Consider the following 13,505-nt stretch of genomic DNA (forward strand, 5'->3'; position numbering starts at 1 on the left):
ACTAAAGAATCTGGTCCACACTCAAAGGAAACCAGATGGATAAACCCTCTGACCTCCGGTTTTCTCTCTTTGAGATGGTATAAAGTGCTACCAATGATTTCATTAGAAATAGTCCAGAAACTGGGTTTAGGAATAGTAGAGAGATAGTATCTTTTCTTTTCCTCATCTACCATATCGGGAGTGATTACCGAGTAGTTGAGATCGTTGACTTTTTCGGTGATATTCATATTTATATAGCTATCACTCAAAAGATAAGTATGGCCTAAAAGGACAATTTTCTTCTCCCGGAGAGGAAGGGGATTTTTGTGGTCAATCAAGTCTTCGGGGAGCATGCCCTTTTTGAGGTTGGCCTGATAATCTTTATGAGCTTTTTCTGCTAAATTCAGAGCTTTCATAATTTTACTTTCTTTAGTAGTAAAGTGTTTACCAATGTTTAAAAATCCTCGCCTCCAGCCTCGCATCCCCTCTTCCCGCATATTAATTTCGTCACCAATTATCCTTTCTTCAGGAATATTAAAGAGGTTACGGGCTAAATCAGGAAGAGCTAATATTTTGGGACAATTATATTCTCTCCTGTGAAAACTGACTATTCGGGGAATAAATATGAGGTCCACTCGGTCTTTAAGATAGAGAACATGTCCCAAAAACACTTTGGCTGGAAAACAAATTTCCTCCACCGCGTAGGTTAAACCTTTTTGGATAATGCCTTTGTTGGTGGGAGGAGAAATTACTACTTCTGCTCCCAGTTCTTCCAGAAAAGTTTTCCAGAGGGCATAAAAACGATAGAATAAAAGACCCCGCGGAATGCCTACCTTCATTTTTTCACCTACTTTTAAAAACATTCAGGCTTTATTATACAACTTAAATCCTAAAAAACAAAAAACTCTTCTTCCTACAAATCCAATTCTTCTATCATTCTAATCCATATTCCCCTCTGCTCTTTTTCTTGAAATCCATTATGGAGATAGAACTCTTGGGCTTTGCGATTTTTTTCTCCTACCCACAACTCTATTTTCTTTCTCCCTCGAGAAAGGGCAATCTGGATTGCTTCCTCTATCAATTTTTTTCCTACTCCCCTTCCCTGAAATTGAGGATCTACCACGAGTTCATGAATCTCAGCCAGATATTCTTTTCCTTCTCTCCAGTTAGTATGCATTCCTAATAATCCTACTGGTTTATTTCCTTCAAAAACTACTAAAAAACCCTCAGGATCTCCCTTCCATAGCCAGGAGAAATAAGCCGCTATTTTACAGTAGCTGTCATCTCGATATTCAGGAAGATTCTCATAAGCTCGCTGATAAATGGAAACAAGGTCAGGAATTAACTCTTTAAATTGACAATAACTCAAATTTTTCTCAATAGTCACTTCTACCAATTTGCTTCCCTTCCCTCTGAAATTGAAGATGAATTTTTCCATTATTTTTTTCTGTTATATTTAACCCCAAAATCCCTTGCAAAATCCCTCTACTCAGTGTTTTGCTTTTCTTATTTGTACCTTGATATTATTATGTCAACCAATTTAACCGTCACCGCGAGCATCAGCTTTGCAGCCTGACAATATTGAGAGAAAAATATAGAGCACAAGAGATTAAAAAATTTAGAATATCAACGCTGGGGGGAATGCGTTCCGGCGGGCGTGGTGATGCCGAGCTTTTAACCTCTGATGTAGCTTGCCTTTAAAAGTTTGAGCAATTTAATAACTTGTTTGCTCCATAATATTATACGCCGTTATTGGGAAGGATACGAGAAGTCATTACAGTAACAAAAATGGTTATATAGGAGAAGGAAGATAGAATTTTTCTTTCTCTCCATAAGCTGTTATAATTGTCTAAGCCTATTTTAAGCCAATAATGTTCTTGAGAAGAGTTTCTCTTGAAATAAACAGGGCGAATGCTGGTTTTTGATAATAAATAGATGAAAGTTAAGTAGAAGGAGGATAGAAAAAACAGTACTATGGGTAATGGTTATCGAGTGGGAGTAGTAGATAACTTAGACAAGCTTTTTGCAGTTTTACCTGATCATATCAGAATTCTTTTGGAAGAGCGCGAAAATGCTGATGATTTGATAGAGGTGGTAATGGATCTGGGGCGTCCTCCCGAAGCCCGTTTTGCCAAAGGTTTTGTGATTCTCTCTGATAGGATAATAGAGAGGGAAGATCTTGATTACGTAGTTCAAAGGGTGGGAATGTTTACTCGAGATAACCGAGCAGGTATTGAGCGGACTCTTCACCGTATTTCCTGTATTCGTAACCGATTGGGAAATATTGTAGGGCTCACTCTTCGGGTAGGGAGAGCAGTATACGGTACTATTGATATAATCAGAGATGTTATAGTATCAGGTAAAAATATTTTGCTTTTGGGGCCACCGGGAGTGGGTAAAACTACCAAACTTCGCGAGGTAGCTCGAGTGTTGAGTGATGAGTTCCAGAGAAGGGTGGTAGTAGTGGATACTTCTAATGAAATAGCTGGTGATGGAGATATTCCTCACCCTGCTATTGGTCGAGCTCGTCGGATGCAGGTATCATCTCCTGAGAAACAGCATGATGTGATGATTGAGGCGGTAGAAAACCACATGCCTGAGGTTATCATCGTGGACGAAATTGGAAGAGAAGAGGAAGCAAGAGCCTGCCGAACTATTGCCGAGAGAGGAGTACAGCTTATTGCTACAGCTCATGGCAACACTCTGAAAAACCTCCTATTGAATCCTACTTTAAGCGATCTGGTGGGAGGAATTCAGTCAGTGATACTGAGTGACGAGGAAGCTCATCGTCGGGGGAGTCAGAAAGCGGTACTGGAGCGCAAAGCTATTCCTACTTTTGATGTGGTTATTGAATTGCGTGACCGAGATACACTGGGCATTTACCATGATACTGCTCAGGCAGTAGATTTGTTGTTGCGAGGTTATGACCCTCGACCAGAGGTGAGAAAAAGAACCAAAGAGGGAACGGTTAAGGTGGTGGAAGAGGACAAAAGGGCCTCTTCTTTTGTAGATGCGAAAATGGCACAGGAGACAGAAGTAGTTCCTGAATTTTTTGAGAGTCAATTACTACGGGTTTACCTCTTCGCTGTAAGTAAAAATTATGTACAGAGAGCCATTGCTCACGCTAAGGTTCCTCTTGAGATAGTAGAAGATATCAATCAAGCAGATATTCTTCTCACCCTTAAAAGTCGCTATCGCAATAAAGGAAGCAAGATAAGGGAGGCAGAGAACCGAGGTATACCGGTTCACGTGGTGCGTAGCAACACTTATAATCAGATTTATAAGTTTGTACAGGACCTTTTCGGTTATAGTGATCTCTCTTCAGGCAATGGAGACTCGGGATTAATAGAGGCAGAAAGAGCGGCTCGGCAAGTGCTCAAAGTAGGGGAGGCTATAGAGCTTTCTCCTCGTAACTCTTCAGTGAGGCGCTTGCAGCATAAAATTGCCGAGCGTTATCACCTTTTCTCTAAAAGCGTAGGAGAGGAACCCTTCCGCCGGGTCGTAATCTACCCCCGTATTCTGGAAGAAAACCGTCATGAATGAAAGACCTGGTTTTTTGATTACTTTGGAAGGAATTGAGGGAAGCGGAAAAACCACTCATGCTCGTCGGTTATTTTCTTTTCTGGAGGAAAGTGGTATTCCCTGTTTGTTGACTCGAGAGCCAGGGGGAACGCCTATGGGAGAAAAAATAAGAGATATATTGCTAAATCCCGAAAGCGGGGTGATCGACCCTCTTGCCGAAACTTTTCTTTTTGAGGCTTCACGTCGAGAGCATGTAAAAGAAGTGATAAATCCTGCTCTTCATGAAGGTAAAGTGGTGATATGTGTCCGATTCACCGATTCCACCCTGGCTTATCAGGGGTATGGTCGGGGAGTGCCTCTTTCTTATCTTTGCTATTTAAATGATATTGCTACCGAGGGGGTTATGCCTGATTTAACTGTGCTTTTTGATGTAGAACCGGAAGTGGGCCTGGCTCGCTCTTTTTCCCATACCGAAGAGGAAGAGCTGCGTTTTGAAAAAGAATTTTTAGCTTCTAAGGAATTTCTCTTTGCTGTTCGAAATGGCTATCTCCAGCTGGCTAAAGAATCTCCCCAGCGTTTTGTGGTAGTCGATACTACTGATTATTCTGAAGAAGAGGTTTTTTTTATTATTCGAGACACTATATGGCAAAGATTAAGGGGAAGGGGGTGAATTTGTGTCTCCTAATTTACTTTTAATATGTGTGGTGCGAGATCAAGATGTTGCTAAGCTCTTAGATAATCTGCGAGATAGGAACATTTCTTTCACTAAATTAGCTTCTACCGGTGGTTTCTTGCGGGAAGGTAATACCACTCTTTTGATCGGTATAGAGGAAGAGCGCAAAGAAGAAGTGAGAAAATTAATCAGAGAAACATGTTCTCGCCGGGAAGAGATTGTAGAATCTACTGTTCCTCTCAATGAACCTATTGGTCCTTTTGTTCCCCAGAGGATTAAAGTAGTGAGAGGAGGAGGAGTTCTTTTTGAAGTTCCCATTTTGTATTATGAGAGATTTTGACCTCTCTCGCGGGAAGATAAGATGAGTTGATTTGATGAGCTGGTCTGAAATTTGTGGTCACGAAAGACAGAAGGAGTTTTTCGAGCGTGCTGTTCTTTCAGGAAGAGTCGTTCATGCTTATCTTTTCTCCGGTCCTTCCCGGGTGGGAAAAACCACTTTTGCTCTGGAGTTGGTTAAGCTTCTTAATTGTTTGAATCCTACTGAAGAAGGAAGTTGTGATCGATGCGAAAACTGCCGGTTGATAATTAATCTTACCCACCCCGATATTTCTTTTCTCTCTCCTTCGGGTGATTATTTAAAAATAGATGAAATAAGAAGTTTTGTGAGGTGGCTCAATTTCAAGCCGCTAATGGGCAAAATGAAAGTAGGGATAATAGAAGAGGCAGAAAAACTGACTGAAGAGGCGGCTAATTGTCTTTTAAAGACTTTAGAAGAACCACCTGGGGAGAGCATGGTGATTTTGATCACTTCTCAACGGGCTTCTCTTTTACCCACTATAATTTCTCGTTGTCAAGTGGTGGAGTTTTCTCCTCTTTCTTCTTCAGAAATCAGTAATTATTTGGTGGAGAAGAAGGGATGGAAGGAAGAAGAGGCCAGGAGAGCATCTTCCTTTTCCCAGGGTAGCCTGGGAAAAGCGGAAGAGATCAAGGAGGGTAGAAGCGGTCTGGAGGATAAATTTTGGGAATTGTGGTACAAACTGAAAAGCGAGAGGGATTCTCTTTCTCTGGGCTCCTGGTTCTATGATAATAAGGAACAGCTGCCTCTGATTATGATTTTTTTAGAGCAGTATTTGAGAGATTTGTGGGTGTGGAAGGTAGTGGGGGGTCAATGCTCTAATTTGCTTTTTTTTGAAAAAGAAAAAGTACAGGAAGAAGCGAAAGAACAAGAAGCAGAAACCTGGAGGAGGTTAATAATTTTAGTGGATAATTTGATCTCTGATATTTCTGGTAATCTAAATTGGGATATAGTTTTATGTAGATTTCTTTTTTTGTGGAGAGGTGAATGGAATCGTGCCTCAAGTAGTAGGAATTAAATTCGAGAACAATCCTAAAATTTATCATTTTGAAACCCGAGGTTTGGATTTACGCTCGGGGGATAAGTGTGTGGTAGAAACTTCTATAGGCTTAGAAATAGGTATTGTAGCAAAGGAAGTTTTTTTAGCTCCTGAGGATAATTTTAAGCCGGTAATTCGGAAAGCTCAAAAAATAGATTTAGATCAGGCAGAAGCTAATCGGGAAAAAGAAAAAATAGCTCTCCAGAAAGCTGAAGAATTGGTTGCTCACTACCAGATCCCGATGAAGATTTTACGGGTTCACTATACTCTGGATCGAGGTAAGTTAACTTTTTATTTTGGTTCAGAAGAAAGGATTGACTTTCGGCAGCTGGTTAAAGAGTTAGCCGCTATTTTTCAAACTCGCATTGAGCTACGGCAAGTGGGGGTGAGGGATGAAGCTCGGATGATGGGTGGATGTGGGATGTGTGGGCGAGAGTTGTGTTGCAATACTTTTTTAACCAATTTCGACCCCATCTCTATTAAGATGGCTAAGGAACAAAATTTAGTTCTTAACTCGGCTAAAATTTCTGGGGTCTGTGGGCGTCTTATGTGCTGTCTGGCTTTTGAATATCCCCTATACCGTCGGCTTATTCATCGCCTGCCCAAAAAAGGTAGCAAGATAATCACTCCCTGGGGATTGGCAAAAATTTTAGAAGTGGATATTTTTAAAGATAGTATTTCCCTGGAGCTGGAAGATGGGAAAAAGGTTCGAATCACCGAGGAAGAATATCATCGTTATTTTTTATAAGGTGGTGAAGAAAGGAACTTTTTAATGTTCCAGGAATATTTTGGGGATAGAAAGTGAGTGAGATAAATGGACAAAGCTGAAGTTCAGGTTTGGTATCAGGGCTTAACTTTGGAAGAAGAAAAATTGTGGTTTGAGGAAAAGGTTAAAAGTTGTGAAAGTGGGCTTCTTCGTTTTGCCTATCATCTGAGTGGCAATATGGATAAAGCCCGGGATTTGGTGCAAGAAGCTTTTTTACGAGCTTACCAGTATCGACACAGTTATAATGCCAACTATTCTTTCGAAAGCTGGATGTCTGCTATTCTGCTTAATGTTCATCGTCAGCGTTTTAAAAAAGAGAAATTTTTCAAAATCTTTCATCCGGGAAGGGAACGAGAAGATGGAGAAGAAACCGAAGTTTGGGATTTTCTGGAATCTAAAGGGGAAGGCCCGGAAGAGAGAACTTTGAAAAGAGAGGTTCTTAGTTTTCTTCAAGAGGCTATTGAAAAGCTTCCTCCTCAGATGAAAGAAGTAATAGTGCTCTGTGATGTGATGAACTATTCTTATGAGGAAGCCAGCGAAATAATTGGCTGTCCCTTAGGAACAGTTCGCTCCCGACTTCATAGAGCTCGGAAGAAAGTGAGAAGTTTAGTAGAAGAGAGCTATGGAGAGGATTTCCTCTCTATTTGGGGATGAGAATATGAATTGCAAAGAAGCAGGAAAGATGCTTTCTGCTTATCTGGATGAAGAATTGACTGCCGAAAAATACAGGTCTTTGAAGAGACATCTGATGTCGTGTTCTACCTGTCAAGAGGAGCTGGAGAAGCTTCGGGTAATTAGGAATCTGATGAGAGATTTAGATAGTGATTCCAATTTTAATTGGAATTTTAAGGTTGATTGGGAAGCTGTAAGGAGACAGGCAAGAGCGATGAGAAGTAGAGAGATAGCTTTCTTCTCTCTTGCCGCCGCTTTAGTGATTATAGCTTTATTTTTTGTTTTTTCTCAAGAGCAAGCTCAATGGGAAATCGAGGTTATGCATCCTGAAGTTCTGGTAGATCTTCACCAGAGCTTAAGTGGTAACCAGTTGGATATACCTTTAAAACAAGAAACCAATTTTATCGGAACCTTGGAGCTGGTCTCCGGTGGTAGGTAGTGAGAAAATCTGTTTTTTGGATTTTCGTAGGGTTTAGTTTTTTTCTTTTGATTTTTTGCTGGGGTTTTTCGTCTTTTTCTGTAGCTGGAGCGGAAATAGTCAATCCGGAAGAGGCTTTATCCTTTCTGAAAGAGATGGTCAAGAAATCTACTGACCGCGATTATTGGGGGATATGGTCCAATCGAGATTGTCGTTCAGGAAGAGAAGATTTTTACGAAGTTATTCATCTGAAATATATTGGTTTAGCGTGGAGAAACTTAAACGAGGGAGACCTGGTTACTGTTAAAAAGGGGAACTACCGTTATGTAGTGGACCTGGCAAGTGGAGAAGTTAAAGGAGTTTACCCTCTTTACACTCTTCCTTTCCTTCCCCCTGAAGAAAACAATCTGGAATTGCTTTTAGAAAATTATCTATTAGATTTGCAAGATAGAAAAGGACGAGTGATTTCTCGCCATACTGGCAAGGTCATCCGTTCCTTTTCAGTAGATGAAAAGGGCTCACTGGTTTCTCAGGCTTTTTACACTTCAGAGGGGAAGCTAAAGGAGGAGGGAAGTTTTGTGTATCGGGATTATTCTCCTGATTACACCCAGTTAATAAAATATGTGGAAGCCATGAAAAAACCTTCTGACATTACCATACCTTCTCTCAGTGTTAGCGGTAAGAAGCTGTTCCAGCCTTCTCTATTACCTCCGGGTTTTCATCTAAAACAAGTTTATTTAGTGAAGAACGAGGATCGAGACTGGTACCAGATGGTTTATACTGATGGTTTACAGTATTTTTCTTTATGGCAAAGTGTTTATCCCCTGACATTATCCGGGGAAAAAAGAAACAGAAAAATCTCTTTGAAAAAGGAGGATGATATAGTTACCTTGATGGGAGAAAAGAGCGGATTTTATTTAGCTTTGATGGGAAATTTTGATTTAGAGACGATAACGCAGATTTTCAATTCTATTACCTGGGAAGGAGGTAATTAGCTGTGTGGATTAAAAAAACCAAGCTATTAAGCTTTTGGACGGTAATTTTGCTGGTTTCTCTGGTGGGGGGAGTAGCCTCAGCAGTGAGTGCGATACCTGAGACTACCAACATCGTGGCTGACATTGTGGAAAAGGTCAGCCCGGCGGTAGTTAACATAGATACTCTTAAAATGGCCACTTATCGTTCTCCCCTTGCTCCTTTTTTTAGTGATCCCTTTTTTCGGCGGTTTTTTGAAGGGATAGTACCGGAGGAAAGGCAGGTTCCGATTAAAGGTTTGGGCACCGGCTTTGTCTTTCGTTCCGATGGCTATATTTTAACCAATGAACATGTGGTGAGCGGAGCAGATGAAATAAAAGTTACTTTTTTAGACGGGAGAGAGTTTGAAGGTAAGGTTATTGGTTCGGATACTCTCACTGATATAGCGGTGGTAAAAATTGAAGCTCAGGGTCTTCCTACTATTTCTTTGGGCGACTCCGATGCTGCCCGAGTGGGAGAATGGATAATTGCCATTGGCAATCCTTATGGACTTTCTCACACTGTTACTGTAGGGGTTTTGAGTGCCAAAGGCAGACCTATAGCTGCTGGAGATTCAGGTCAGGAATATGAGAATTTCTTGCAGACTGATGCTGCTATTAATCCTGGAAACAGTGGAGGACCTCTTCTTAACTTGGAAGGAGAAGCTATTGGAATAAATACCGCTATCCTTCCTTATGCGCAGGGTATTGGATTTGCCATTCCTATAAATATGGCTAAATCTATCCTGGATCAGCTCATAACTGAAGGAAGAGTAATAAGGGCCTGGCTGGGGGTAGTCATTCAAAACCTCACTCCTGAAATGGCTGAGAAATTTGGTTTAAAAGAGGCCGAAGGAGCGTTGGTGGCAGACATTTCTCCCGATAGTCCGGCAGAAAAAGCAGGTATTAAAAGAGGCGATGTGATTTTAAAAGTGGATGGAATAGAAACTCCTGATATAAAAACTCTGCAGCAAACCATTCGCTCTCATCGCCCGGGAGATGTGGTTGATGTTGAAATCTGGAGAGATGGGAAAGTTATCACCTTAAAAGTAACTTTAGCGGAATTAGAAGAAAGTATTTCCGTACTACCAGTTACTGAAAAGATAGATTTGGGCTTGGAAGTAGGGGAAATTACTCCTGACCTCGTTGATAGGTATGCTTTGCGAGAGAAGAGTGGAGTGGTGATAGTGGGAATAAAAGCTGGTGGTCCTGCTGATGATGCTGGTCTGCGGCCCGGAGATGTAATTCTGGAAGTCAATCGGGAAGAAATTAAAAACTTAAAGGATTGGGAAGCTGCTATCAGTGAAATAGAACCAGGAGAGACCGTTCTTTTGCTCATTAGTAGGGCAGGACAGACCTATTTTGTTCCTCTCAAAGCTGAAGAACCACAGTCTTAGAATTTATGGAAGTAGGAAAGGAGTGGGGCAAATTATATTTTTGCCCTACTCCTTTGGGAAATTTGCAGGATATTACTCTGCGCACTCTTCAGGTGCTTCAGGAAGTTGATTTCATCGCTTGTGAGGACACCCGGGTTACGTTGAAGATTCTCAACCACTATCATATTCGAAAACCTCTTTTTAGCTATCATTCCTACAACTTAAGAGAGGTTAGTTCCCGAATAGTAAAATTACTTAAAGAGGGTAAGAACATAGCTCTCGTTTCTGACGCGGGAATGCCGGGGATTCAGGATCCAGGAATGGAATTGGTGAATATTTTGGAAGAAGAGGGGTTGAGTTTCGAAGTTCTTCCTGGTCCTTCTGCTTTGGTAGTAGCAGCAGTTTACTCCGGTTTTTCCTTCTCCGGTTTTACTTTTTTGGGATTTTTACCTCGAAAGAAAAAAGAGAGAAGGAAAATTTTAGAACAACTTCTTTATCTTCCCCAGGCAATAGTTATTTATGAGTCTCCTCATCGAGTGGTGTCTGCCCTGGAAGAAATTGAGGAAATAGCTGGGAGTGAGAGAAGGATTGTTTTTTTGCGGGAACTAACTAAAATCCACGAGGAAATATTGAGGGGAAAACTTGGAGATATTTTAGGAATTTTATCTCAGCGAGAAAAGATAAAGGGAGAAGTTGTGCTGGTGATAGAGGGAGAAAAGATAGAGAAACAGATACCGCCTGAGGCGGAGAGGTTAGTTAAGTCTCTTTCTCGGCAGGGGATTTCTCCTCGGCAAATATTGGAAGTGGTGAGTGATGCGTTTTCGATAAGTAAAAATAAGCTGAAAGAGGTTTTGGAAAGGGAAAAGTCGAGTTGATTTTGAAGAGGAAAACTGCTTTAATTACCAATGGTATAAATTTGACTTCCTGAATGAGGAGGTAGTGATTCTGAAAAGAAAAAAGCGGGAAGGAGCAGAAATAGTACTTTTTTTAATTGCCTTTTCTTCTCTGTTTTTTTTGATTGGCATAGTGGTTGTTCTCTTTGCAGAAGGGTTGCCAGTTTTTGCTCATGTTTCCCTTTCTCAGTTTTTATTAGGTAGAAGATGGTATCCTACTTCCTCTCCTCCCCAGTTTGGAGCGTTGCCTCTTATCTTGGGGTCTCTATTGGTTACTGCTGGAGGGTTGCTTTTTGCTGTTCCTTTAGGCCTTTTTGCTGGTATATTTTTAGCTGAGCTTTGCCCTCCTCGGGGAAGGGAGATTCTTAAACCGATTGTTGAACTGTTAGCCGACATTCCCTCCGTTGTCTATGGCTTTTTTGGAGTGTTGGTTGTTGCTCCCTTTATTCGCGACTTCCTTTCTCTTTCTACCGGTCTCACTGCTTTCACTGCGTCTTTGATTTTAGGTATAATGGCTGTGCCTTCCATAATCAGCGTGATAGAAGATGCCATCACTTCAGTTCCTCGCAGCTACAAAGAAGCATCGCTTGCTCTGGGAGCAACTCACTGGGAGACTTTGCGTCAAGTGGTTTTACCTGCTGCCTCTTCAGGAGTTGGAGCAGCAATCATTTTAGGAGCGGGGAGGATTATAGGAGAAACCATGGCGGTTTTAATGGTAGCAGGAGGAGCTCCGGTTATACCTAAAAGTTTTTTTCAGCCGGTACGTACTTTAACTGCAACTATTGCTGTAGAGATGGGTGAAGCTCCAGTTGGTAGTCCACACTACCACTCCCTTTTTGGTCTGGCTATCATTCTCTTCCTGTTTACTCTTGTTCTCAATATTTTAGTGGAGAGTTTAGCTACAAGGGGGAGAGAAGGGAGGACTAGATGATAAAGGAAGAGAGCTTGAAAAAAAGATATTTAGTTCAGAATATATGGTTTACTATATTTTGGTTATCCATGGTTTTGATTGCTGCAGTTTTGGGTCTAATTTTATATTTCATCCTGTCCCGGGGAATAAAAGTAATCAATTGGGAATTTTTGACTGCTGCTCCCCGTCGGGGTATGACTGAGGGGGGTATTTTTCCTGCTATTGTAGGAACTTTTTACCTGGTATTGGGTAGTGTAGTAGTGTCTCTACCTTTAGGTGTTTTTTCTGCTATTTATTTAACGGAGTATGCTTCTCCCGGTCATCCGATAGTGAGAGCTATTCGTACTGCCATCCATTGCCTGGCAGGGGTGCCTTCGGTAGTTTTTGGTTTATTTGGCCTCGCAGTTTTCGTTAAAATTTTTGGTTTTGGTGTATCTCTTCTTTCTGGTGCTCTTACCCTGGGCATTATGTCTCTTCCTGTGGTCATTACCTCAGTAGAGGAAGCTTTAAAAACAGTTCCTCTTTCTTTTCGAGAGGCATCTCTTGCCCTGGGAGCCAATAAATGGACTACTATCTGGCGGGTGGTTTTACCCAGTTCCCTGCCAGGAATCCTTACTGGTTTAATTCTTGCTGTGGGTAGAGTAGCAGGGGAAACTGCCCCCATCATGTTTACCGCTGCTGTATTTTATGCTCGAAGGTTACCTCAATCTCTTTTTGACCCGGTTATGGCTCTTCCTTATCATATTTATGGATTGATGACTGAGGGTACAAGGCCAGATAAACAGATTCCTCTTGCTTACGGGACAGCGGTGGTTTTAATTTTACTGGTTGTAGCTATTGATTTTATCGCTATTTATCTGCGAGGAAGGGCTAGGCGAGCTAGAAAGTGGTGAAAAATGGAGGAAATTAAACTACAAATTAAGGATTTAAATGTATTTTTTGGAGAAAAGCAAGTGCTCCATCAAATTAATTTAAATATTCCAGCGAACAAGGTTACGGCCATTATTGGCCCTTCGGGTTGTGGTAAGTCTACCTTGCTGCGTAGCATCAATCGGATGAACGATTTTCTTGAGGATGTGAGGGTAGAGGGAGAGATTATTTTTGATGGGAGCAATATTTATGATGAAAGTGTAGACCCGGTGGTAGTGAGAAGACGCATCGGTATGGTTTTTCAAGTGCCCAATCCCTTTCCCAAAAGTATTTTTGAAAATGTAGCTTACGGTTTGCGAATTCAGGGATGGAAGGATAAAAAAGCCATCGAAGAACAAGTGGTAAAAAGTCTACAGGCGGCAGCTCTGTGGGATGAGGTGAAAGATAGGCTTCACTCTTCGGCTTTTGATCTTTCTGGAGGTCAGAGACAACGTCTTTGTATTGCTCGAGCCATAGCAGTGGAGCCAGAAATCTTGCTTATGGATGAGCCAGCTTCAGCGTTAGACCCTATTGCTACCGCCAGAGTAGAAGAATTAATCAGGAGTTTAATAGAAAAATACACCATCGTTTTAGTTACTCATAATATGCAAGAAGCGGCTCGTACTTCGGACTATACTGCCTTTCTCCTTTTAGGAAGACTCATAGAATTTGGTCTCACTAATCAGATTTTCACCAACCCTCAAAAGAAAGAAACCGAAGACTACCTTACCGGAAGATTTGGCTAATAGGGAGGAACTGAAAGAAGCAAAGTAGGATAACATAAGAGTGTGGTTTCTCGGTAGAGGAGGTTTTCTAACTATGCAAATTTTTTCTTTGATAACTAAAGGCGGATACGTTATGTATCCCATTATTCTCTGTTCTATAATTTCTCTGGCTATTTTTCTAGAAAGATGGTATGTACTGCGTCATTCCAGAGAAAGAGTAGATAGGTATTTACGATCGGTAAAAAGAGCTGTGGCTCA

At 41.3% G+C, this 13,505-nt stretch carries 15 protein-coding genes; 13 read left to right on the forward strand and 2 right to left on the reverse strand.

Annotation, left to right across the window (positions count from 1 at the left end):
* Both GXZ17_RS03070 and GXZ17_RS03075 read right to left on the reverse strand, forming a co-directional pair.
* Window positions 1–818, reverse strand: an 818-nt coding sequence (locus GXZ17_RS03070) for an acyl-CoA dehydratase activase-related protein (protein ID WP_409375820.1), incomplete at its 3' end; no start/stop codon positions are given.
* 74 nt (window positions 819–892) lie between these two features.
* On the reverse strand, window positions 893–1,366 hold the full coding sequence (locus GXZ17_RS03075) for a GNAT family N-acetyltransferase (RefSeq protein WP_409375834.1): 474 nt from the start codon (window positions 1,364–1,366) through the stop codon (window positions 893–895).
* Window positions 1,367–1,953: 587 nt separating this feature from the next.
* Here GXZ17_RS03075 and GXZ17_RS03080 point away from each other — a divergent pair.
* From GXZ17_RS03080 to pstB, 13 genes are all read left to right on the forward strand, one after another.
* Window positions 1,954–3,522, forward strand: a complete 1,569-nt coding sequence (locus GXZ17_RS03080; protein WP_409375821.1) for a R3H domain-containing nucleic acid-binding protein — start codon at window positions 1,954–1,956, stop codon at window positions 3,520–3,522.
* Window positions 3,515–4,171 carry a dTMP kinase gene (gene tmk, locus GXZ17_RS03085; protein ID WP_409375822.1) on the forward strand — a complete coding sequence of 219 codons (657 nt, stop codon included), beginning with the start codon at window positions 3,515–3,517 and terminating at the stop codon, window positions 4,169–4,171. The genes GXZ17_RS03080 and tmk overlap by 8 nt, the downstream gene beginning before the upstream one ends.
* A gap of 4 nt (window positions 4,172–4,175) precedes the next feature.
* Window positions 4,176–4,514 (forward strand): cyclic-di-AMP receptor, encoded by a 339-nt coding sequence (locus GXZ17_RS03090; protein WP_409375823.1) that lies wholly within the window; start codon window positions 4,176–4,178, stop codon window positions 4,512–4,514.
* A gap of 34 nt (window positions 4,515–4,548) precedes the next feature.
* Complete coding sequence (gene holB / locus GXZ17_RS03095; RefSeq protein ID WP_409375824.1) at window positions 4,549–5,547, forward strand: DNA polymerase III subunit delta'; 999 nt, start codon at window positions 4,549–4,551, stop codon at window positions 5,545–5,547.
* Complete coding sequence (locus GXZ17_RS03100; RefSeq protein ID WP_409375825.1) at window positions 5,525–6,316, forward strand: stage 0 sporulation family protein; 792 nt, start codon at window positions 5,525–5,527, stop codon at window positions 6,314–6,316. Before holB ends, GXZ17_RS03100 begins: the two co-directional genes overlap by 23 nt.
* Window positions 6,317–6,382: 66 nt before the next feature.
* Entirely contained in the window at window positions 6,383–6,988 is a 606-nt protein-coding gene (locus GXZ17_RS03105; RefSeq protein ID WP_409375826.1) for an RNA polymerase sigma factor, read from the forward strand.
* Between the two features lie 4 nt (window positions 6,989–6,992).
* Window positions 6,993–7,445, forward strand: a complete 453-nt coding sequence (locus GXZ17_RS03110) for an anti-sigma factor family protein (protein ID WP_409375827.1) — start codon at window positions 6,993–6,995, stop codon at window positions 7,443–7,445.
* Window positions 7,445–8,419: a hypothetical protein gene (locus GXZ17_RS03115; protein WP_409375828.1), complete on the forward strand. Its 975-nt coding sequence runs from the start codon at window positions 7,445–7,447 to the stop codon at window positions 8,417–8,419. The genes GXZ17_RS03110 and GXZ17_RS03115 overlap by 1 nt, the downstream gene beginning before the upstream one ends.
* A 2-nt stretch (window positions 8,420–8,421) precedes the next feature.
* Window positions 8,422–9,831: a DegQ family serine endoprotease gene (locus tag GXZ17_RS03120; RefSeq protein ID WP_409375829.1), complete on the forward strand. Its 1,410-nt coding sequence runs from the start codon at window positions 8,422–8,424 to the stop codon at window positions 9,829–9,831.
* A 5-nt stretch (window positions 9,832–9,836) separates the two neighbouring features.
* Window positions 9,837–10,685 (forward strand): 16S rRNA (cytidine(1402)-2'-O)-methyltransferase, encoded by an 849-nt coding sequence (gene rsmI / locus GXZ17_RS03125; RefSeq protein ID WP_409375830.1) that lies wholly within the window; start codon window positions 9,837–9,839, stop codon window positions 10,683–10,685.
* Window positions 10,686–10,749: 64 nt separating this feature from the next.
* Entirely contained in the window at window positions 10,750–11,634 is an 885-nt protein-coding gene (pstC, locus tag GXZ17_RS03130; protein ID WP_409375831.1) for a phosphate ABC transporter permease subunit PstC, read from the forward strand.
* Window positions 11,631–12,506, forward strand: coding sequence for a phosphate ABC transporter permease PstA (gene pstA, locus GXZ17_RS03135; protein ID WP_409375832.1), 876 nt, complete (start codon window positions 11,631–11,633; stop codon window positions 12,504–12,506). Before pstC ends, pstA begins: the two co-directional genes overlap by 4 nt.
* Window positions 12,507–12,509: 3 nt before the next feature.
* Window positions 12,510–13,268 carry a phosphate ABC transporter ATP-binding protein PstB gene (gene pstB, locus GXZ17_RS03140; protein WP_409375833.1) on the forward strand — a complete coding sequence of 253 codons (759 nt, stop codon included), beginning with the start codon at window positions 12,510–12,512 and terminating at the stop codon, window positions 13,266–13,268.
* The last annotated feature ends 237 nt before the right edge of the window (window positions 13,269–13,505 follow it).

Source organism: Candidatus Sordicultor fermentans (assembly GCF_012728195.1).
Taxonomy (GTDB): Bacteria; Atribacterota; Atribacteria; order Atribacterales; family Caldatribacteriaceae; genus Sordicultor; species Sordicultor fermentans.

Coding starts and splice junctions, on each gene's coding strand:
- GXZ17_RS03080 (WP_409375821.1), top strand. CDS start 1,954: ATGGGTAATGGTTATCGAGTGGGAGTAGTAGATAACTTAGACAAGCTT.
- tmk (WP_409375822.1), top strand. CDS start 3,515: ATGAATGAAAGACCTGGTTTTTTGATTACTTTGGAAGGAATTGAGGGA.
- holB (WP_409375824.1), top strand. CDS start 4,549: ATGAGCTGGTCTGAAATTTGTGGTCACGAAAGACAGAAGGAGTTTTTC.
- GXZ17_RS03105 (WP_409375826.1), top strand. CDS start 6,383: ATGGACAAAGCTGAAGTTCAGGTTTGGTATCAGGGCTTAACTTTGGAA.
- GXZ17_RS03110 (WP_409375827.1), top strand. CDS start 6,993: ATGAATTGCAAAGAAGCAGGAAAGATGCTTTCTGCTTATCTGGATGAA.
- rsmI (WP_409375830.1), top strand. CDS start 9,837: ATGGAAGTAGGAAAGGAGTGGGGCAAATTATATTTTTGCCCTACTCCT.
- pstA (WP_409375832.1), top strand. CDS start 11,631: ATGATAAAGGAAGAGAGCTTGAAAAAAAGATATTTAGTTCAGAATATA.
- pstB (WP_409375833.1), top strand. CDS start 12,510: ATGGAGGAAATTAAACTACAAATTAAGGATTTAAATGTATTTTTTGGA.